The organism is Pseudomonas frederiksbergensis (genome assembly GCF_001874645.1).
Taxonomy (GTDB): domain Bacteria; phylum Pseudomonadota; class Gammaproteobacteria; order Pseudomonadales; family Pseudomonadaceae; genus Aquipseudomonas; species Aquipseudomonas frederiksbergensis_B.
Window position 1 is genome coordinate 2217461 of sequence record NZ_CP017886.1, and the last position, 20026, is coordinate 2237486.

A 20026-nucleotide genomic window follows, 5' to 3' on the forward strand; every position below is an offset into this window, starting at 1 on the left:
AACAGACCCTTGGCTTGTAATCAGGGTTTCCCTCGGTAGAGCGCGGTCATGTATGCTACGGCGCTTCCTGTAACTCCACTTCCAGCTCGGCTGGGCATCGAAAACGCCACTTTTGGCGTCATCAGCGTCCAGCGTTGCATTGAAGAGGATTAGGCCACCCCTATTCAGTTCAAAAGTAGCCATGCACGAACACTATCAGCCCCGCGAAATCGAAAATGCTGCCCAGTCGTTCTGGGACGAGCAAAAGTCCTTTGAAGTCAGTGAACAGCCAGGCAAGGAGACTTTCTACTGCCTGTCGATGTTCCCTTACCCCAGCGGCAAGCTACACATGGGGCACGTGCGCAACTACACCATCGGCGACGTGATCTCCCGCTATCAGCGCATGCAAGGCAAAAACGTCCTGCAACCCATGGGTTGGGACGCTTTCGGCATGCCAGCGGAAAACGCTGCGATGAAGAACAACGTCGCGCCGGCCAAATGGACCTACGAAAACATCGCCTACATGAAAACCCAGCTGCGCAGCCTGGGTCTGGCAGTCGACTGGTCGCGCGAAGTCACCACCTGCAAGCCTGATTACTACCGCTGGGAACAATGGCTGTTCACTCGCCTGTTCGAAAAAGGTGTGATCTACCGTAAAAACGGCACCGTGAACTGGGACCCGATCGACCAGACCGTTCTGGCCAACGAACAGGTGATCGACGGTCGCGGCTGGCGTTCCGGCGCGCTGATCGAAAAGCGCGAAATCCCGATGTACTACTTCAAGATCACCGCCTATGCGGATGAACTGCTTTCGAGCCTCGACGACCTGCCGGGCTGGCCCGAGCAAGTCAAAACCATGCAGCGCAACTGGATTGGCAAATCCCGCGGCATGGAGGTGCAGTTCCCGTACAACGTCGACTCGATCGGCGAAGCCGGCACACTGAAAGTCTTCACCACCCGTCCGGACACCCTGATGGGCGCGACCTATGTTGCCGTCGCTGCCGAGCACCACCTGGCGACCCTGGCCGCGCAGAACAACCCTGAGCTGCAAGCGTTCATCGCCGAATGCAAAGGCGGCAGCGTGGCCGAAGCCGACGTTGCCACCCAGGAGAAAAAAGGCCTGCCAACCTCACTGTTCGTCGAGCACCCGCTGACGGGCGAAAAACTGCCGGTGTGGGTCGCCAACTACGTGCTGATGCACTACGGCGATGGCGCGGTCATGGCGGTACCGGCTCATGACGAGCGTGACTTCGAATTCGCCACCAAGTACGGCCTGCCGATCAAATCGGTAGTCCGCACCAGCGCTGGCGACGAGAACCCGGCCCCGTGGCAAGACGCCTACGGTGAGCATGGCACGCTGATCAACTCCGGTGAATTCGACGGTCTGGACTTCGCTGGCGCGTTCGACGCCATGGAAGTTGCCCTGATCAAGAAGAACCTCGGCGCCTCGCGCACCCAGTTCCGTCTGCGCGACTGGGGTATCAGCCGTCAGCGTTACTGGGGCTGCCCGATCCCGATCATCCACTGCGATACCTGCGGTGACGTGCCGGTACCGGAAGACCAGTTGCCTGTCGTGCTGCCGGAAGACGTTGTACCCGATGGCGCCGGTTCGCCATTGGCGCGCATGCCCGAGTTCTACGAATGCAGCTGCCCAAAATGCGGCGCGCCTGCCAAGCGTGAAACCGACACCATGGACACCTTTGTCGAGTCGTCCTGGTACTACGCCCGTTATGCCTCGCCGCATTACGAAGGCGGTCTGGTGGAAAAATCCGCAGCCGATCACTGGCTGCCGGTGGATCAGTACATCGGCGGTATCGAACACGCGATACTGCACCTGCTTTATGCGCGCTTCTTCCACAAACTGATGCGTGACGAAGGTCTGGTCAGCTCCAACGAGCCGTTCAAGAACCTGCTGACCCAGGGCATGGTGATCGCCGAGACTTACTATCGTCGTGAAGCCAACGGTGCCTACACCTGGTTCAACCCTGCGGACGTCGAACTTGAACGCGACAGCAAGGCCAAGGTCATCAGCGCCAAGCTGATCGCCGACGGGCTGCCGGTGGAAATCGGCGGCACCGAGAAGATGGCCAAGTCCAAGAACAACGGCGTCGACCCTCAGTCGATGATCGACCAGTTCGGTGCAGACACCTGCCGCTTGTTCATGATGTTCGCCTCGCCACCTGACATGAGCGCGGAATGGTCCGACTCCGGCGTTGAGGGTTCGCATCGCTTTCTCAAGCGCGTCTGGCGTCTGGCTCAAGCGCACGTCACTCAGGGCCTGCCGGGCAAACTGGACGTCGCCAACCTGAACGACGACCAGAAAGCCGTTCGCCGTGCGATCCACCTGGCCATCAAGCAGGCCAGCCATGACGTCGGCCAGAACCACAAATTCAACACCGCCATCGCCCAGGTGATGACGCTGATGAACGTGCTGGAAAAAGCCCCGCAAGGCACCGAACAGGACCGCGCGCTGATTCACGAAGGCCTGGAAACCATTACCCTGTTGCTGGCACCGATCACGCCGCACATCAGTCACGAGCTGTGGCATCGACTGGGCCACGCTGACCCGGTCATCGACGCCGGCTGGCCGGTTCTGGACGACAGCGCTCTGGTTCAAGACAGCCTGCAGCTTGTCATTCAAGTGAATGGCAAACTGCGCGGCCATATCGAGATGCCGGCCAGCGCCAGCCGCGAAGAAGTTGAAGCCGCCGCACGGGCCAATGAAAACGTGCTGCGCTTTGTCGACGGCCTGACTATTCGTAAAGTGATCGTAGTGCCCGGAAAACTGGTCAATATTGTCGCCAGCTAATTGGATCAGGCGCCAGGTCGTGTACCTGGCGCCGAATAGAACCTTTCGGGTCGCACGGTCGGCCCACATGGTTTCAAGGGGAGCAACAAGATGATCAAACGCAATCTGCTGGTGATGGGGCTCGCTGTACTGTTGAGCGCCTGCGGCTTCCAGCTGCGCGGTACCGGTACCGCCGAACTGGCGATCAAGGAACTCGATCTGAGCGCACGCAACGCCTATGGCGAAACCGTGACGTTGATGCGCCAGGTGCTTGAAAGCAGCGGCGTCAAAGTCTATGCCGGCGCACCTTACAAGCTGGTATTCACCGACGAACAGGAAAGCCTGCGCACCCTCAGTTACGTCGGTGGCGGCCAATCGGCCGAGTATGAGCTGACCAACGTGCTGAACTATCAAATCGTCGGCCACAACAGCCTGTCCCTGCTCGACGACAAACTGCAGGTGCAGAAGGTCTACATGCACGCCGGTAACAACCTGGCAGGCTCTGACCAGGAAGCCGCCGAAGTGCGCAAGGAAATGCGTCGTGATCTGGTGCAACGCATGATGTTGCGCCTGCAACAGCTCACTCCGGCTCAACTGGATCAGATGCAGCAGAACGCCGACGCCCGTGCGAAGGCGGAAGCCGACGCGCTGGAAGCAGCACGTAAAGCTGAAGCGAACACTCCGCGTCAATCACCTATCCAAGTGCCGACCGAGTAAGTCGAACGGGGCGCTCCGGCGCCCCGTTCGCCCCGTCTTATGAAACTAGCCCCCGCCCAGCTCGGCAAACACCTGCAAGGCACCCTTGCGCCTGTTTACATCATCAGTGGTGATGACCCACTGCTCTGTCAGGAGGCTGCCGACGCCATCCGCTCTGCTGCCCGCCAGCAAGGCTTTGACGAGCGTCAGGTGTTCAGCGCAGACGCCAGTTTCGACTGGGGTACGCTGCTGCAAGCCGGCGCCAGTATGTCGTTGTTCGCCGAAAAGCGTCTGCTGGAGTTGCGCTTGCCGTCCGGCAAACCGGGCGACAAGGGTGCAGCAGCACTGATGGAGTACTGCTCCCGTCCGGCCGAAGACACCTTGCTGTTGATCAGCCTGCCAAAGCTCGACGGTAGCGCGCAAAAAACCAAGTGGGGCAAGGCGCTGGTCGAAGGCCCACAGACCCAGTTCGTGCAAATCTGGCCGGTAGATACCCACCAGTTGCCGCAGTGGATTCGTCAACGTCTGTCCCAGGCTGGGCTTGCCGCCAGCCAGGACGCTGTCGAACTGATCGCTGCACGGGTGGAAGGCAACCTGCTGGCGGCCGCCCAGGAAATCGAAAAGCTCAAGCTGATGGCCGAAGGTGGCCAGATCACGGTCGAAACCGTGCAAACCGCGGTCGCCGACAGTGCGCGTTTCGATGTTTTCGGGCTGACCGATGCGATTCTTAACGGCGAAGCCGCTCACGCGTTGCGCATGCTTGAAGGCTTGCGCGGCGAAGGCGTCGAACCACCGGTGATTCTTTGGGCGCTGGCCCGAGAGCTTCGGCTACTGGCGAACCTGTCGCTGCAATACAGCCAGGGTGTGCCGCTGGACAAAGCCTTCAGCCAGGCCCGACCGCCCGTCTGGGACAAGCGCAAGCCCCTGATGAGTAAGGCCCTGCAACGCCATTCGGCGCAGCGCTGGGCGCAACTGCTGCTCGATGCCCAGCGTATCGACGCACAAATCAAGGGCCAGGCTGCAGGTTCGCCATGGATGAGCCTGAGCCGCTTGTCGTTGTTGATGGCCGGCCAGCGTCTGGCATTGCCTGCCGAGTAACAGATCGTCCGAACGCGGCCCGAACCTGCGGCAGCTCCTACGTGGATCGCGTACACCTGTAGGAGCTGCCGCAGGCTGCGCTCTTTTGATTTTGCTTCCTACAAAGACGACCTCCATTTGCCCTATAGACATACCACCTACTTCGGCCGATGATTTGCCCCGCGAAAACCACCCGCAGAGAGAACCGCCCATGAGCACACGCAAGCGGCCCAACAAGGCCAAATCCATTGTCGCCCAGCCACTGTTCCGCAGCCGTCAGGAACAACCCGGCAAGGGCAAAGGCAGCTACCGCCGCGAAGCCTTCCAGTCTAAAAGCTGGGAGGCTTCTTACTTTCTGGCGGCATGAAGTTTCAACATCACCTCGCTCCCTCTCGGCATGATAAGGTCTGCACCTGATTCGTATTATCTGGACCTGTGCATGCCCCTTTGTCTTTCCCGTCGTTGGCACTTGCGCCAACTGATTGCTGCCTCCAGCCTTGTTCTGCTTGTCGCCTGCGCGGAAAAACCCACCGCCGCCGACGCGCAACCGCTTCAGACCGTCCCCGTTGCGGCCGCCCCGGCCATCATTCCTCCGATAGTGCCCACTGGCGACAATCTCGACATCCAGCCGACCCAGACCTTCGACGAATGGGAAGCCGGTTTTCGCAAGGATGCCCTCGCCGCCGGTATCCGCCCGGATGTGTTCGACCGCGCCTTTGCCGGTGTCACGCTGGACATGAGCGTGATCCGCGCCGACCGCAGCCAACCGGAGTTTACCCGCCCCGTGTGGGAATACCTCGATGGCGCGCTCTCCGCCGCGCGCGTGCGCAAAGGCCAGGCATTACTCAGCCAGTACGCCGAGACCTTGACCGCCATCGAGCAGCATTATGGTGTCGACCGCCAGGCACTTGTGGCGGTCTGGGGCATGGAAAGTAACTTCGGCAGTTTCCAGGGCGACAAATCGGTGATCCGTTCGCTGGCGACCCTGGCCTACGAAGGCCGGCGACCAGGCTTTGCTCACACCCAATTGCTGGCCGCTCTACAGATTCTGCAACAGGGTGATATCCCCCCCGAGAAGATGCTCGGTTCCTGGGCCGGCGCCATGGGCCAGACCCAGTTCATCCCGACCACCTACCTCACCCACGCGGTAGATTTTGACGGCACTGGTCGCCGCGATATCTGGGGTAGCCCAACCGACGCATTGGCCTCCACCGCCCATTACCTGCAAAGCTCCGGCTGGCAGAAAGGCCAGCCTTGGGGCTTCGAAGTGCAACTGGCGAGTGGTTTCGACTATTCGCTGGCTGACGGTGCGACTCGCAAAAGCGTCGCTGAGTGGATGCAAATGGGCATCAAACTGCCCAGCGGTGGCGTCGTTCCACCCGGTTCCGAACAACTGTCAGCCGCCCTGCTGTTGCCCGCCGGTTATCGCGGCCCGGCGTTCCTGATCCTCGACAACTTCCGCGCAGTCCTCAAGTACAACAACTCCTCGTCTTATGCATTGGCGGTGAATTTGTTGTCCGAGCGCTTCACGGGGGCAGGACTGATCAATGGCGACTGGCCAAAGGATGACTTGCCCTTGAGCCGTTCCGAACGCATCGAACTGCAGAGTTTGCTGAGCGCCAACAACTACGACTCGGGGAACGCCGACGGCATCATCGGCGCCAACACCCGCAAGGCCATTCGCAGCGCCCAGCAGTCGTTTGGCTGGCCGGCAGATGGTTACCCGACGCACAAGTTGCTGGAAGGTTTGCGTAACCGCTAAAAGCAAAAGATCGCAGCCTGCGGCAGCTCCTACGGGCGTATACAAAACCCTGTAGGAGCTGCCGCAGGTTCGGGCCGCGTTCGGACGATCTTTTTACTTGAACACCACATCCTGCTCCAGCCACAACGCCTTGCTCCCCGCATCCAGCGTTACCAACGCCCCCATGGGCAGCGTCAGGTTCGGGTCGCAATGGCCGCTGCGCCAACCGGCGAGCACCGGAATGCGCAACGGCTCGAAGGTTTGCTTGAGCAATCGCGCCAATGCATCGCTGTCCACGCCTGCCACATCCCCCACCAGTACCCCGCGCAGCGTGTTCAGCTTGCCGGCCAGGCGCAGATGGGTCAGCAACCGGTCGATGCGATACAACGGCTCGTTGATGTCCTCAATGAACAGAATGATCCCGTCGCTATCGATTTCAAAAGGCGTGCCCAGGGTCGCAGCAATCATCGACAGATTACCGCCCAGCAAACGCCCACGAGCGATGCCAGGTTCGATCATGGTCAATGGGTATGCCACCGGGTGCACCAAGAGGCTCCCGGCGCTCAGTTGGCCTCTGAGCAGGCTGAACAGCGAAGACTCGGTAGGTTGTTGCTTGTTCCCCAGCAGGTCGGCGTTGAGCATCGGCCCATGAAAGGTCACGAACCCCGCATAACGGCTGATGGCCAAGTGCAGCGCAGTAATGTCGCTATAGCCAACAAATGGCTTGGCATTGCGCCGCAGCAACTCGAAGTCGATCCGGTCCAGTAAGCGCGGACTGCCGTAACCGCCGCGCAGGCAGAGAATTGCATCAATGGCCGGATCGCTAAACGCCTCATGGAGATCCTTCAGACGAACGTCGTCACTGCCAGCCAGATAGCCGTCACTCTCCAGCACCCCCGGAAAAATCCGCAGCGAATACCCGCGTGCACGCATCCATTGAAGGGCCCTTTCGCAATCCAGTGCCGCCGGGCCAGCCGGCGCAATGACACCGATCAGCCCTTCAGCGGGTAACGCCGGGACTGGAGCATGCTCGGAAATAACGAGGGTCGAGCGAGTGGTCATCCGTGATTCTCCCTGCGTGAATGTTTCAACACACAGTAGTCAGGAACGGGGATAAACAGAAGAGGTTCAGTTATCCCGCAGGGTGCAGGAAAAAACTGAATGTAACGTGAGACCGGGGCAGCGCCCGAAAACAAAAATGCCCGCCAGGCACACGCCTTGCGGGCATTACGGGTCAGGACGACATCAACTCGGCCTTGACCAGTTTCGCCTGCTCGTCGGCGTGGTACGAGGAACGTACCAGCGGGCCGGAGGCGACGTTCTTGAAGCCCATCTTGTAACCTTCCTCGGCAAACCAGGCGAAGGTGTCCGGGTGCACGAAACGCTGCACCGGCAAGTGGCTGCGGGACGGTTGCAGGTACTGGCCCAGGGTCAGCATGTCGATGTCGTGTTCACGCATGCGTTTCATGACTTCGATGACTTCTTCGTCGGTTTCGCCCAGACCCAGCATCAAACCGGACTTGGTCGGAATATGCGGCATCATTGCCTTGAATTTTTGCAGAAGAGTCAGCGACCACTGGTAGTCCGACCCCGGACGCGCAGCCTTGTACAGGCGGGGCACGGTTTCCAGGTTGTGGTTGAACACATCTGGCGGCTCGGCGGCGGTGATTGCCAGCGCAATGTCCATCCGGCCACGGTAGTCCGGGACCAGGGTCTCGAGTTGCACGTTCGGCGACAGTTTGCGGATTTCGCGGATGCAGTCGGCAAAGTGCTGGGCACCGCCGTCACGCAGGTCATCACGGTCTACCGAGGTGATCACCACGTACTTCAGTTTCAGGTCGGCGATGGCGATAGCCAGGCTTTCCGGTTCGTTGACGTCCAACGGCTTCGGACGACCATGGCCAACGTCGCAGAACGGGCAGCGACGGGTGCAGATGTCGCCCATGATCATGAAGGTCGCGGTACCACCGGAGAAGCATTCGCCAAGGTTCGGGCAGGAAGCTTCTTCGCAGACGCTGTGCAGCTTGTGTTTACGCAGCAGGGCCTTGATACGGTCGACTTCCGGGGAAACCGGGATGCGTACGCGAATCCAGTCAGGCTTTTTCGGCAATTCGGTGGTCGGAATGATCTTCACCGGGATACGCGCAACCTTTTCGGCGCCGCGCAGCTTTACGCCAGCTTCCACTTTGGCACGCGGGGCCGGGCGCTCGGTAACATCCAGCGTCGGGATCATGGTTTGCACAGCGTCTTGCGCAGTAGTCATATCAGTCGATTCCGCCCGTTAGGGTCGTCTGCTCAGCATAGTCGAGGTGTTTGACGAGCTGCGCACGCAGCCGGGCACTTACCTCGGCAAATTCAATCGGCCCGGTGTGATCGCGCAGCTGGGTCATGGCCAGCCCGGCGTATCCACAGGGGTTAATCCGGCGAAACGGCTCCAGGTCCATATCCACGTTCAGGGCCAAGCCGTGAAAGGAGCAACCGTGGCGGATCCGCAGCCCCAAAGAAGCGATTTTTGCACCGTTGACATAGACGCCCGGCGCATCGGCCTTGGCCACGGCCGTTACCCCGTAGCTGGCCAGCAGCTCGATCAGGCACTGTTCCATCCGGCTGACCAGATCGCGCACGCCGAAACCCAGCTTGCGCACGTCCAGCAGCAGATAAGCCACCAACTGACCCGGGCCGTGGTAAGTCACTTGACCGCCACGGTCGACCTGCACGACCGGAATATCGCCGGGAAGCAGCAGATGCTCAGCCTTGCCGGCCTGGCCCTGGGTAAAAACCGGCGGGTGCTCGACCAGCCAGATCTCATCGGCGCGGTCGCTGCCGCGTTCATTGGTGAATCGTTGCATGGCATGCCAGACCGGCTCGTAAGCCAGCTGGCCGAGCTCGCGAAAGCCCAGCGGTTCGGACATCACAACACCATGTGCACGAAACCGGTAGCCCGCAACTCGCTGTTGATGTCGTACAGCTGTTCTTGCCCGGTAGCGATGATGTGCAACTGGATGGTCGTGTACTTGCCATTGGTACTCTGGCGCTCGGCCAGGGTCTTGTGGTCTACGGTGGCGTGCTTCTCAAGGATCGCGATGATCTTGTCCTTGAAGCCCACACCGGTATCGCCGATTACCTTGATCGGGTAATCCGCGCAGGGGAATTCGATCTTTGGCGCCTTTACTTCTGTGTCTGTCATGGCGTAACGGCCTCGTAAGCCGGTGCGACGGACATGGCCCCTGCCCTATATCCGGGCAGAGACCATGCAAGTCGACAATATCAGTTGAACAAGCCGTAGAAGAATAGACGGATGCTATCCCACATGCGGCGGAAGATACCACCTTCGTCGACCGCGTCCAGAGCGATCAGATCAGCGCTGTGCACCACCTTGTCGTCCAGTTTCACTTCGACTTTACCAATCACGTCGCCCTTGGCGATCGGCGCGACCAGTTGCGGGTTCATGGTCATGCTGGCAGCGAGCTTTTTCAGCTGGCCTTTTGGCAGGGTCATGGTCAGGTCTTCAGCCAGGCCGGCTTTGACCTGGTGGGTAGTGCCCTTCCAGACGGGAGCCTGAGCCAGCTCGGCGCCTTTCTGATAGAAGGTCTGGGTTTCGAAGAAGCGGAAACCGTAGGTCAAAAGCTTCTGGGTTTCAGCGGCGCGAGCGCTTTCGCTGTTGGTGCCGAACACCACGGCGATCAGGCGCATGCCGTCACGTACAGCCGAGGACACCATGCAGTAGCCGGCTTCTTCGGTGTGACCGGTTTTCAGGCCGTCAACGGTCTTGTCACGCCACAGCAGCAGGTTGCGATTGGGTTGCTTGATGCCGTTCCAGAAGAACTCTTTCTGCGAATAGATCGCATAGTGAGCCGGGTCTTCGTGGATGATCGCGCGCGCCAGAACAGCCATGTCGTGAGCCGTGGAATAGTGCTCTGGGTTTGGCAGACCGGTCGGGTTCATGAAGTGACTGTTGGCCATGCCCAGATCGGCAACGGTCTTGTTCATGAGGTCGGCGAACGCGTCTTCGCTACCGGCGATGTGCTCGGAGAGCGCGACGCTGGCGTCGTTACCCGACTGGATGATGATGCCGTGCAGCAGGTCGCTGACCGTTACCTGCGAGCCGACCTTGATGAACATCCGTGAGCCGCCGGTGCGCCAGGCATTTTCGCTGACGGTGACCGGATCGTTTTCGCCGATCTGGCCGCGACGGATTTCCAGGGTCGCAATGTACGCTGTCATCAGCTTGGTCAAGCTGGCGGGCGGCAGACGCTGGTCACCGTTGTTCTCGACCAGCACGTTGCCGCTGCTGGCGTCCATGAGCACATAGGCTTTAGCGGCCAGTTGCGGTGGCGACGGCATCATCTCGACCGCAAAAGCGGCGGGTGAGAGGAGCAGCGGGACTAGCAGGCACAGGCGTTTGGCAAAGGTGGTGATGTTCATCCGTCTCTCGAAATCGCTAATGGAAACTGCCCTATGGGCAAAACTAATCAGACAACCCAGGTTCTGCACGAAACCTGCCTGCGCGTCGACCAGGCTGCGTTAAAAACAGGCTCGGAATGCTCATTTAGGACCCTAAACTCCGCTTCCTCGCCTGTTTTTGCCTTGCCTGTTCGCCGCTCGGCGAGCTTCCGTATCGGAACCTCAGCATTGTCGCGTGTTCAGTTGTTCACTCTCTAACCCTTGCCGGGCTTTTATTGTTCAACGAGCCAACAACTCAGGTTCGCCCCCCAAAACCGCAAGCGAACCTTGAATCTGGAAATACTTGTCTTATTCAGCCGTCACCAGGCTCGGCGAACCGAGATTGGCCAGACGCACGCTGTTCTGCACTTGCGCGATTTCACCCTGCGAACCGATTGGCCCCAGGCGAACCCGATGCAGTGTCTGTTGGTTGCGCACGATCGAGCTGATGAACACCGGAGCGCTCACCATCCCGCTCAGCTTCGATCTTAGGAGTTCTGCAGCGTCCGGGTTGGCGAACGCGCCCACCTGCAGATACTGGCCAGAGGCTGGCACAGAAGCGTTTTTTTTTGCATCGATCTGCACCGGCACAACGGCCGCGGCATGTTGCTGCGGCGGCGGAGTCCATTGCTCGACGGTGCCGGCCGAAGCGGTAATCACCGGTGCGCTATTTTGCGCGACCTGCGGCTCGTTGAGCATCAACGGCGCGGGTCGGCCTTTTGCCGCCCACCACTCTTGCGGGTCAATGCCTTCAACCTTGACCCGCGCAGTGCCAATCTCGGCATACCCGAGTTTCTTGGCCGCGGCGTAGGACAAGTCGATGATGCGATCCGAATAGAACGGCCCGCGGTCGTTGACCCGCAGGATCACGCTCTTGTTGTTGTCCAGGTTGGTCACCCGAACGTAGCTGGGTAACGGTAGGGTCTTGTGTGCGGCACTCATGCCGTACAGGTCATACACTTCACCGTTGGCGGTGTTCTGCCCGTGAAACTTGGTGCCGTACCAGGACGCCGTGCCCGAAGCGACATAACGCTTGGATTCGGCCAACGGAAAGTAGGTCTTGCCCAGCACGGTATACGGGTTGGCCTTGTAAGGCCCGGTGTGCAGGGTCGGCGTGGCGTCGGGAATGCGCGAGATGTCCACATCCCACCACGGCGCGCCGTCTTTGTGGGCTCGGTTGATATCCAGCCCTGGCGTTGCGCGTACGGCGGTCGGGTATTTTTGTTGCGGCGCACGGCTGGTCGAACAGCTGACCACGAGCAACGACAACGCGGCGAAAGCCAGCAGCTTCAGGGGTTTGCGGATTGGCGATGCCAGCATTACTTGACGCCCCGTGCTTGGACCAGCATTTCAGACAACTGATGTACAGCCATGGCGTACATCACGCTGCGGTTATAACGCGTAATCGCGTAAAAATTCTTCAGGCCCATCCAGTATTCAGGGCCATTGTCACCTTCCAGCCGGAAAGCGGTGACCGGCATATCATCGCGCAGCGCATCATGACTTGACCAGCCCAACGCTCGCAACTCCCCGACGGTTTTCGTCGGCTCGATGCCGGTGGTCAAACCGTCGTCGACCTGATCGCCGCGCACATCGGCCCGGCTGACCACCGGCTGACCGGCCTCCCAGCCGTGACGTTTGAAATAGCTGGCAACGCTGCCGATGGCATCAATCGGATTGGTCCAGATATTGATGTGGCCATCACCGTCGAAATCCACCGCATAGGCGCGAAAGCTGCTCGGCATGAACTGCGGCAACCCCATGGCGCCGGCGTACGAGCCTTTAAGCGTCAGCGGGTCAACCTGCTCTTCGCGGGCCAGTAGCAGGAACTCGCGCAATTCCTTGCGGAAGAATTCTGCACGTGGAGGGTAGTCGAAACTGAGGGTCGACAAGGCGTCGATCACCCGATAATTGCCGGTATTTCGGCCGAAAAAGGTTTCAACGCCGATGATCGAGACGATCACCTGGGCCGGAACACCGTATTCCTGCTCGGCGCGGGCCAGCGCTGCTTCGTGCTGACGCCAGAAATCCACACCCCGGGCGATCCGCGCATCGGTCAGGAACATCGGACGATATTCCTTCCATTGCTTGACCCGCTCGGCCGGTCGGGAAATCGCGTCGAGAATCGATTGCTTGCGCTCGGCTTCGCGGAACACGCCCATCAGCTGTTCGCCAGCAAAACCATAGTCGCGGGTCATTTCACCGACGAATTCGGCCACTTGGGGCGAGCCTTCATAATCGCCGGCCAACGCTTCCTGCGCTGCACCAAGGATGCTTACCAGGCCGACCCACGGAGCGTATCGAGTCGCCCAGCCACGCATTACTTGCATTGAAATCTTCACCTTATTCAAACCTGTGCGATCCACTTACGATGGGTATGGATCGACATCAAAACCCCAAACGCTGACAGCAGGGTCACCAGCGAAGTTCCGCCGTAGCTAATGAACGGCAACGGCACCCCCACCACCGGCAACAGGCCACTGACCATACCGATGTTGACGAAAACATAAACAAAAAACGTCATGGTCAGGCTGCCGGCCAGCAATTTTCCGAACAATGTCTGCGCCTGGGCGGTAATCACCAGCCCACGACCAATCAACAGCAGGTAAATCAGCAGCAAGGCGCAAATGCCCACCAGACCGAACTCTTCGCCCATCACCGCAATGATGAAGTCGGTGTGGCTTTCCGGCAGAAAGTCCAGGTGCGACTGGGTGCCCAGCAGCCAGCCCTTGCCAAACACGCCGCCGGAACCGATGGCGGCCTTGGACTGAATGATGTTCCAGCCAGTGCCAAGCGGATCGCTCTCCGGGTCGAGGAACGTCAGGATCCGCTGCTTCTGGTAGTCATGCATGATGAAGAACCACATGCCAACGGCCACCGGCACGGCCGCCGCGACCACGCTGAGGATCCAGCGCCAGCGCAGCCCACCCATGAACAGCACGAAAGCACCACCCGCGAGAATCAGCAGCGACGTGCCGAGGTCCGGCTGACGCACGATCAATATGAACGGCAACCCAATCAGGAACAGGCTGACCCCGACATGCTTGAGTTGCGGCGGCAACGTGCGCTTGGACAGGTACCAGGCAATGGTCGCCGGCATCAGGATCTTCATGAATTCCGAGGGCTGGAAGCGAATCACCCCGGGAATGTTGATCCAGCGCGTCGCGCCCATGGCGTTGTGGCCCATCACGTCCACCACCACCAGCAAGATCACTCCGAGCACATAGCCCAGCGGCACCCAACGCGCCATGAAGCGCGGCTCGAACTGGGCGATGACGATCATCGACACCAGGCCGATCCCAAACGACGTCGCTTGTTTGGCCAGCAGGTCCCAGCTCTTGCCACTGGCCGAATACAGCACGAACAGGCTGCCGGCAGCGAGGATCAGCAGCAGGATCAGCAAGGGGCCGTCGATGTGTATGCGTTGCAACAGCGTCGCGCGGCGACGCATCACGTCCTCACTGGAGAGGATGCGATCAAAATTACTCTTCACGGGCCGTAGCCTCCGCGCTGATAGGGCTGTCGTACTCGGGTTTGAGTCGGCCGTCCGGGCCCAGGAGCCAGGCATCCATGACTTGCCGCACGACTGGCGCCGCGACGCCGGAACCCGACTCACCGTTCTCGACCATCACCGCCACGGTGATTTTCGGGTTGTCGGCCGGTGCAAAACCGACGAACAAGGCGTGGTCACGGTGGCGCTCCTGAACCTTGGAGCGGTCGTACTTCTCGCCCTGTTTGATCGCGACCACTTGGGCGGTACCCGATTTACCGGCAATCCGGTATTGCGAACCGATCGCCGCTTTGCGCGCGGTGCCGCGGGCACCATGCATCACTTGTTGCATGCCGTGGTTGACCTTGGTCCAGTCCGACGCATCGCGCAGAACGATGTCCGGCATCGGGTTCGGGTCAAGCGGCCTCTGTCCTTCGATAGTTTTCGCCAGGTGCGGACGGTTCCACTTGCCCTTGTTGGCGACCAGCGCAGTGGCTTGGGCCAGCTGCAACGGGGTGGACTGCATGTAACCCTGACCAATCCCCAGAATCAGCGTCTCACCCGGGAACCAGGCCTGGCGTCGGGTCGCGCGTTTCCATTCGCGAGACGGCATCAGCCCCGGCGACTCTTCGAACATGTCCAGCGAGACCTTCTGGCCGATGCCGAACTTGCCCATGTACGCCGACAACCGATCGATCCCCAGCTTGTGCGCCAGGTCGTAGAAGTAGGTGTCATTGGAACGCATGATTGCCGTGTCCAGATCCACATAGCCGTCGCCGGTGCGGTTCCAGTTACGGTATTTGTGATCGTAGTTGGGCAACATGTAGTAACCGGGGTCGAAAACCCGGGTCGAAGCGGTCACCACGCCGGAGTCCAGCCCGGCAATCGCCACGGCCGGCTTGATGGTCGAACCTGGCGGATACAGACCGCGCAGCACACGGTTGAACAGTGGCCGGTCGATCGAGTCACGCAGTTCGGCATAGGCCTTGAAGCTGATGCCGGTCACGAACAGGTTCGGGTCGAAGCTCGGCTGACTGACCATCGCCAGCACTTCGCCGGTGTTCGGGTCCAGCGCCACCACCGCACCACGGCGCCCACCCAGTGCGGCTTCGGCGGCTTCCTGCAATTTGATGTCCAGGCTCAGGACGATGTCCTTGCCGGGAATCGGATCGGTACGCTTGAGCACCCGCAACACGCGGCCACGGGCGTTGGTCTCGACTTCTTCGTAACCGACCTGACCATGCAACTCAGGCTCGTAGAAGCGCTCGATGCCGGTTTTGCCAATTTGATGGGTGCCGCTGTAAGCCACCGGATCCAGCGTCTTGAGCTCTTTCTCGTTGATCCGCCCCATGTACCCGACCGAGTGCGCAAAGTGCGCGCCCTGCGGATAGTGACGCACCAGCTGCGCAACCACTTCGACGCCCGGCAGACGGAACTGATTCACCGCAATCCGGGCAATCTGCTCTTCCGTCAGTTCGAACAGGATCGGCACCGGCTCAAACGGCCGGCGCCCCTGTTTCATGCGTTTTTCGAAGACCACCCGGTCTTCGGGCGTCAGTTGCAGCACTTCGACGATCACATCGAGCACTTGCTTCCAGTCACCCGAGCGCTCGCGGGTCATGCTCAGGCTGAAGCTGGGCCGGTTATCGGCCACTACCACACCATTACGGTCGTAGATCAGTCCCCGAGTCGGCGGAATTGGCTGAACGTGGACGCGGTTGTTTTCCGACAGCGTCGAGTGATACTCGTACTGAATCACCTGCAGGAAATACAGGCGCGCAATTAGCACGCCGATCAGCGTGACCACCGCAATTGCCCCGAACACGACCCGGCCGCGCACCAGACGGGCGTCTTTCTCGTGGTCCTTGATGCGGATCGGCTGAGACATGGGGGCGCTGAACTACTTGTGGTAAGGGTGCCCGGACAGCACGGTCCAGGCGCGATACAGCTGTTCGCCAATCAGAATCCGCACCAACGGGTGCGGCAGGGTCAGTGGCGACAGCGACCAGCGCTGATCAGCCCGTGCACACACTTCCGGCGCCAGCCCTTCGGGGCCGCCGACCATGAAGTTCACCGTACGCGAGTCCAGCCGCCAGCGGTCCAGTTCGACCGCCAGTTGCTCGGTGCTCCAGGGTTTTCCGTGAACTTCGAGGGTGACGATGCGCTCGTTCGGGCCGACCTTGGCCAGCATGGCTTCGCCTTCCTGACGGATGAAGCGCGCCACGTCAGCATTCTTGCCGCGGGTGTTGAGCGGTATTTCCACCAGTTCCAGCGCCAGCTCGGAAGGAAGACGCTTGGCATATTCATGCCAGCCTTCTTCCACCCATTTGGGCATGCGTGAACCGACGGCGATCAGACGCAGTCGCACAGCGAACCCTTATTGCTGGTCTTTGTTGAGCTTGGTGAAATGCTCGTGGCCGACTTCAGGGCTGTGGTGCTTGCCATCGGTGGCACGGCTCAGCTCGGCACCTTCCCACAGACGCTCCAGGTCGTAGAACTGGCGGGCCGAGGCGGTCATCATGTGTACGATGACATCGTCCATGTCCAGCAGCACCCAGTCACTGTCGCCCTTGCCTTCTTCACCCAGCGGCTTGACGCCTTGGGCCTTGACCGCCTCGCGGACCTTGTCCAGCATCGCGCCGATCTGGCGGTTGGAAGTACCGGTAGCGATGATCATGAAGTCAGTGATGCTCTGCTTTTCACGAACGTCGATCACCAGAATGTCCTGGGCCTTGACGTCTTCCAGGGCCGCTACGGCAACCTTGACCAGTTCTTCGCCGACGAGTGCCGGGCCGGTTTCAGCCGTTACTGGCAGCGGGGCGCTCTTGAACGAACCTTTGCGCTTTACTTTAGTTACGTCTTTGTCAGTCATATAAAACTCGTTTTGCTCGTATGTTCGGGCGCTTCAATACACGTTGTTGCCACGTGCCTCAAAGCACTCCTATTCAGTTCGACGCACGGTAAAGTCCGTGCGCATCGATGTAGGCCAGGACCGCGTCGGGCACCAGGAAACGTACCGACTTACCGCTGGCCAGCAGTTGACGGATCTGGGTGGCGGATACCGCGAGCGGCGTCTGCCAGACGAATGCAATCTGTCCGCTCGGCCCTTTGAGGGCCAGCGGGTCGCTCACCGAGCGCGCTGCCAGCAGGTTGCGCAAGGCATCCGGCGGTTCGCTGTCGGCATCCGGGCGTTGCAGCACCAGGATGTGGCAATGCTGGAGCAACTCTTCCCAGCGGTGCCAAGTGGGCAGGCCGCAAAATGCGTCCCAGCCCAAAAGTAGAAACAATTGGTCGTCAGCGGCGAGTTCCGCGCGCATCAGCTCCAGGGTGTCGATGGTATAGGACGGTTTATCGCGCTTGAGTTCGCGGTCGTCCACTACCAACGGTGCTATACCGGCCACCGCGCAATCGACCATCGCCAGACGGTCCTGCGCCGAGACCTGCGGCGTGTCCCGATGCGGGGGCCTGGCGCTGGGCGTCAGGCGCAACTCATCGAGGGCCAGCGATTCAGCCACTTCCAGTGCGCTGCGCAAATGGCCGATGTGCACCGGATCGAAGGTCCCGCCCAGGACGCCAATGCGCCGAGAACAGGCTTCGCTGGCAGTCACTGCGGCACTCTGGCCGAGATCGCCCAAGTCAGACCGGCTCCTGGCCGCGCAACTGGCCATCACCGACCACGATGTACTTCTCGCAGGTCAGACCTTCGAGGCCCACCGGGCCGCGGGCGTGCAGCTTATCAGTAGAAATGCCAATCTCGGCACCCAATCCGTATTCGAAGCCATCGGCAAAGCACGTCGGGGTGTTGATCATCACCGAAGCCGAATCAACTTCAGCCACGAAACGCCGGGCTTCGCCCTGGTGTTCGCTGACGATCGAGTCGGTGTGGTGCGAGCCGTAATGATTGATGTGCTCGATCGCCTGGTCCAGGCCGTCGACCACCAGGATCGACAGAATCGGCGCCAGGTATTCGGTGCTCCAGTCCTCTTCAGTCGCGGCCACGACGTCGATGATCGCCCGGGTGCGTTCGCAACCGCGCAGTTCGACGCCTTTTTCGCGGAACTGTGCCGCCATCGCCGGCAGGAATGCCTTGGCGACCGCTTGATCGACCAACAGGGTTTCCATGGCGCCGCAGATGCCATAACGGTAAGTCTTGGCGTTGAACGCAATGCGCTGGGCCTTCGGCAACTCGGCGTGGGCACTGACATACACGTGACAGATGCCGTCCAGATGCTTGATCACCGGCACGCGAGCGTCGCGGCTGACCCGTTCGATCAGCCCCTTGCCGCCGCGCGGTACGATCACGTCGACGTACTCGGGCATGGTGATCAGCGCGCCGACAGCGGCACGATCGGTGGTTTCAACCACTTGCACCACGGCCGCCGGCAAACCGGCTTCAGCCAGACCGCGCTGAATGCAGGCGGCAATGGCGCGGTTGGAATGAATGGCCTCGGAACCACCGCGCAGGATGGTTGCGTTACCGGACTTCAGGCACAGGCTCGCGGCATCGATGGTCACGTTCGGCCGCGACTCATAGATGATCCCGACCACGCCCAGAGGCACGCGCATCTTGCCGACCTGAATACCCGACGGCCGGTAACTCATGTCGCGGATCGAGCCGACCGGGTCGGGCAGCGCCGCCACCTGACGCAAACCGACGATCATGCCGTCGATGCGTGCGGGGGTCAGGGCCAGACGTTCGAGCATGGCCGGCTCAAGCCCATTGGCCCGACCTGCGGCCAGGTCAAGTTCATTGGCGGCGGTCAACTCGGCGCGAGCGTTATCCAAAGCGTTGGCGGCAGCCAGCAGGGCGCGGTTTTTCTGCCCGGTGCTGGCACGGCCGATCACGCGGGAAGCGTCGCGGGCAGCGCGACCCAAACGGGTCATGTAGTCAAGAACGGACTCAGTCATGGTCTCTGTGGTCTTGGCAAAGAGGAAAGCGGCAGATTATAGCTGTCGCGCGCTCCTACTAACAGCAGTGACGGGCGGATGGTCGAAATGGGCAGTGTTCAGCCTCGATTAAGTCGGGAGTTGTTATCATTCCGTCATATTTATCTGATCACTTCGGCCGCCATGTCCATTCTGACCACCGCGAAACTGCCAGAAGCCCTGCCCGACTGCTTTTTCAATCGTGATGCTCAGCTGCTTGCCCGCGAGTTGCTGGGCAAAGTGATCCGCCATCGGGTCGGTGATCTGTGGCTTTCGGCGCGGATTATCGAGACCGAAGCCTATTACTGCGAAGAAAAGGGCAGCCACGCCTCCCTCGGTTACACAGAAAAGCGTAAGGCTTTGTTTCTGGATGGTGGCCACATCTATATGTACTACGCCCGTGGCGGCGACTCACTGAACTTCAGCGCCCATGGGCCGGGCAATGCGGTACTGATCAAATCGGCCTACCCGTGGATCGATGAAATTTCCGGCCCGGCGAGCTTGGCGCAGATGCTGCTCAACAACCCCGACGCCAATGGCCGACCACGCCCCTCACAAAAGCTTTGCGCCGGCCAGACCTTGTTGTGCAAGGCGCTGGGCCTGAACGTGCCAACCTGGGATGCCAAGCGCTTCGATCATGAAGTGCTGTTTGTCGAAGACGTCGGCACACACCCCGCCCATGTCATCCAGACCACACGCCTGGGCATTCCTCATGGCCGCGACGAACACCTGATGTACCGCTTCGTCGACAGCACTTACGCGCCCTATTGCACCCGGAACCCTCTGCGACGCGGCCAAGTCGAAAACCGCGACTATTTCCTGATTTAAAACTCAATCCCCCGTAGGAGCTGCCGCAGGCTGCGATCTTTTGACTGTTAACGATCGC

Annotated in this window: 19 protein-coding genes; 6 read left to right on the forward strand and 13 right to left on the reverse strand. The window is 60.4% G+C overall.

All coding sequences use genetic code 11. The features are described 5' to 3' along the window. Positions 1–181 precede the first annotated feature (181 nt). From leuS to BLL42_RS10835, 5 genes are all read left to right on the forward strand, one after another. Positions 182–2788, forward strand: a complete 2607-nt coding sequence (gene leuS / locus BLL42_RS10815) for a leucine--tRNA ligase (RefSeq protein WP_071552048.1) — start codon at positions 182–184, stop codon at positions 2786–2788. A gap of 90 nt (positions 2789–2878) precedes the next feature. Then, entirely contained in the window at positions 2879–3484 is a 606-nt protein-coding gene (locus tag BLL42_RS10820) for an LPS-assembly lipoprotein LptE (protein WP_071552049.1), read from the forward strand. A gap of 39 nt (positions 3485–3523) precedes the next feature. Continuing rightward, complete coding sequence (holA, locus tag BLL42_RS10825; protein WP_071552050.1) at positions 3524–4561, forward strand: DNA polymerase III subunit delta; 1038 nt, start codon at positions 3524–3526, stop codon at positions 4559–4561. Between the two features lie 190 nt (positions 4562–4751). Beyond that, the gene (gene arfA, locus BLL42_RS10830; RefSeq protein WP_071552051.1) at positions 4752–4907 is read left to right on the forward strand and encodes an alternative ribosome rescue factor ArfA; all 156 of its coding nucleotides are present in this window, start codon (positions 4752–4754) and stop codon (positions 4905–4907) included. Positions 4908–4979: 72 nt separating this feature from the next. Next, entirely contained in the window at positions 4980–6302 is a 1323-nt protein-coding gene (locus tag BLL42_RS10835) for a lytic murein transglycosylase (protein WP_071552052.1), read from the forward strand. A gap of 93 nt (positions 6303–6395) precedes the next feature. Here BLL42_RS10835 and BLL42_RS10840 read toward each other — a convergent pair whose 3' ends face one another. From BLL42_RS10840 to BLL42_RS10900, 13 genes are all read right to left on the reverse strand, one after another. Further along, the gene (locus BLL42_RS10840) at positions 6396–7343 is read right to left on the reverse strand and encodes a S66 peptidase family protein (protein ID WP_071552053.1); all 948 of its coding nucleotides are present in this window, start codon (positions 7341–7343) and stop codon (positions 6396–6398) included. Between the two features lie 172 nt (positions 7344–7515). Continuing rightward, positions 7516–8514, reverse strand: a complete 999-nt coding sequence (gene lipA, locus BLL42_RS10845) for a lipoyl synthase (RefSeq protein WP_167368560.1) — start codon at positions 8512–8514, stop codon at positions 7516–7518. Between the two features lie 31 nt (positions 8515–8545). Further along, on the reverse strand, positions 8546–9193 hold the full coding sequence (gene lipB / locus BLL42_RS10850) for a lipoyl(octanoyl) transferase LipB (RefSeq protein ID WP_054594204.1): 648 nt from the start codon (positions 9191–9193) through the stop codon (positions 8546–8548). Continuing rightward, positions 9193–9468: a DUF493 domain-containing protein gene (locus BLL42_RS10855; RefSeq protein WP_008152827.1), complete on the reverse strand. Its 276-nt coding sequence runs from the start codon at positions 9466–9468 to the stop codon at positions 9193–9195. The genes lipB and BLL42_RS10855 overlap by 1 nt, the downstream gene beginning before the upstream one ends. An 80-nt stretch (positions 9469–9548) precedes the next feature. Beyond that, positions 9549–10706 carry a D-alanyl-D-alanine carboxypeptidase family protein gene (locus BLL42_RS10860; protein ID WP_071552055.1) on the reverse strand — a complete coding sequence of 386 codons (1158 nt, stop codon included), beginning with the start codon at positions 10704–10706 and terminating at the stop codon, positions 9549–9551. Between the two features lie 327 nt (positions 10707–11033). Further along, on the reverse strand, positions 11034–12044 hold the full coding sequence (locus BLL42_RS10865; RefSeq protein ID WP_071552056.1) for a septal ring lytic transglycosylase RlpA family protein: 1011 nt from the start codon (positions 12042–12044) through the stop codon (positions 11034–11036). Then, the gene (gene mltB / locus BLL42_RS10870) at positions 12044–13054 is read right to left on the reverse strand and encodes a lytic murein transglycosylase B (RefSeq protein ID WP_071552057.1); all 1011 of its coding nucleotides are present in this window, start codon (positions 13052–13054) and stop codon (positions 12044–12046) included. The genes BLL42_RS10865 and mltB overlap by 1 nt, the downstream gene beginning before the upstream one ends. Before the next feature lie 17 nt (positions 13055–13071). Beyond that, positions 13072–14175 (reverse strand): rod shape-determining protein RodA, encoded by a 1104-nt coding sequence (gene rodA / locus BLL42_RS10875; protein WP_071552058.1) that lies wholly within the window; start codon positions 14173–14175, stop codon positions 13072–13074. Positions 14176–14206: 31 nt separating this feature from the next. After that, complete coding sequence (mrdA, locus tag BLL42_RS10880; RefSeq protein ID WP_071552059.1) at positions 14207–16102, reverse strand: penicillin-binding protein 2; 1896 nt, start codon at positions 16100–16102, stop codon at positions 14207–14209. 12 nt (positions 16103–16114) lie between these two features. Then, the gene (rlmH, locus tag BLL42_RS10885) at positions 16115–16582 is read right to left on the reverse strand and encodes a 23S rRNA (pseudouridine(1915)-N(3))-methyltransferase RlmH (RefSeq protein ID WP_003185785.1); all 468 of its coding nucleotides are present in this window, start codon (positions 16580–16582) and stop codon (positions 16115–16117) included. A 9-nt stretch (positions 16583–16591) separates the two neighbouring features. Further along, a complete protein-coding gene (rsfS, locus tag BLL42_RS10890; RefSeq protein WP_071552060.1) occupies positions 16592–17086 on the reverse strand; it encodes a ribosome silencing factor in 495 nt (164 codons plus the stop codon). 73 nt (positions 17087–17159) lie between these two features. Then, a complete protein-coding gene (nadD, locus tag BLL42_RS10895; RefSeq protein ID WP_236721979.1) occupies positions 17160–17882 on the reverse strand; it encodes a nicotinate-nucleotide adenylyltransferase in 723 nt (240 codons plus the stop codon). Beyond that, entirely contained in the window at positions 17851–19122 is a 1272-nt protein-coding gene (locus tag BLL42_RS10900; RefSeq protein ID WP_071552062.1) for a glutamate-5-semialdehyde dehydrogenase, read from the reverse strand. Before BLL42_RS10900 ends, nadD begins: the two co-directional genes overlap by 32 nt. 162 nt (positions 19123–19284) lie before the next feature. Between BLL42_RS10900 and BLL42_RS10905 the strand changes: the two genes are divergently transcribed. Further along, the gene (locus BLL42_RS10905; protein ID WP_071555736.1) at positions 19285–19968 is read left to right on the forward strand and encodes a DNA-3-methyladenine glycosylase; all 684 of its coding nucleotides are present in this window, start codon (positions 19285–19287) and stop codon (positions 19966–19968) included. Positions 19969–20026: the final 58 nt, after the last annotated feature.

Coding starts and splice junctions, on each gene's coding strand:
- nadD (WP_236721979.1), bottom strand. CDS start 17,882: ATGGCCAGTTGCGCGGCCAGGAGCCGGTCTGACTTGGGCGATCTCGGC.
- BLL42_RS10865 (WP_071552056.1), bottom strand. CDS start 12,044: ATGCTGGCATCGCCAATCCGCAAACCCCTGAAGCTGCTGGCTTTCGCC.
- BLL42_RS10900 (WP_071552062.1), bottom strand. CDS start 19,122: ATGACTGAGTCCGTTCTTGACTACATGACCCGTTTGGGTCGCGCTGCC.
- leuS (WP_071552048.1), top strand. CDS start 182: ATGCACGAACACTATCAGCCCCGCGAAATCGAAAATGCTGCCCAGTCG.
- BLL42_RS10860 (WP_071552055.1), bottom strand. CDS start 10,706: ATGAACATCACCACCTTTGCCAAACGCCTGTGCCTGCTAGTCCCGCTG.
- BLL42_RS10905 (WP_071555736.1), top strand. CDS start 19,285: ATGTCCATTCTGACCACCGCGAAACTGCCAGAAGCCCTGCCCGACTGC.
- lipA (WP_167368560.1), bottom strand. CDS start 8,514: ATGATCCCGACGCTGGATGTTACCGAGCGCCCGGCCCCGCGTGCCAAA.
- rsfS (WP_071552060.1), bottom strand. CDS start 17,086: ATGACTGACAAAGACGTAACTAAAGTAAAGCGCAAAGGTTCGTTCAAG.
- mrdA (WP_071552059.1), bottom strand. CDS start 16,102: ATGTCTCAGCCGATCCGCATCAAGGACCACGAGAAAGACGCCCGTCTG.
- BLL42_RS10840 (WP_071552053.1), bottom strand. CDS start 7,343: ATGACCACTCGCTCGACCCTCGTTATTTCCGAGCATGCTCCAGTCCCG.
- holA (WP_071552050.1), top strand. CDS start 3,524: ATGAAACTAGCCCCCGCCCAGCTCGGCAAACACCTGCAAGGCACCCTT.
- BLL42_RS10835 (WP_071552052.1), top strand. CDS start 4,980: ATGCCCCTTTGTCTTTCCCGTCGTTGGCACTTGCGCCAACTGATTGCT.
- arfA (WP_071552051.1), top strand. CDS start 4,752: ATGAGCACACGCAAGCGGCCCAACAAGGCCAAATCCATTGTCGCCCAG.
- BLL42_RS10820 (WP_071552049.1), top strand. CDS start 2,879: ATGATCAAACGCAATCTGCTGGTGATGGGGCTCGCTGTACTGTTGAGC.
- BLL42_RS10855 (WP_008152827.1), bottom strand. CDS start 9,468: ATGACAGACACAGAAGTAAAGGCGCCAAAGATCGAATTCCCCTGCGCG.
- mltB (WP_071552057.1), bottom strand. CDS start 13,054: ATGCAAGTAATGCGTGGCTGGGCGACTCGATACGCTCCGTGGGTCGGC.
- lipB (WP_054594204.1), bottom strand. CDS start 9,193: ATGTCCGAACCGCTGGGCTTTCGCGAGCTCGGCCAGCTGGCTTACGAG.
- rodA (WP_071552058.1), bottom strand. CDS start 14,175: ATGCGTCGCCGCGCGACGCTGTTGCAACGCATACACATCGACGGCCCC.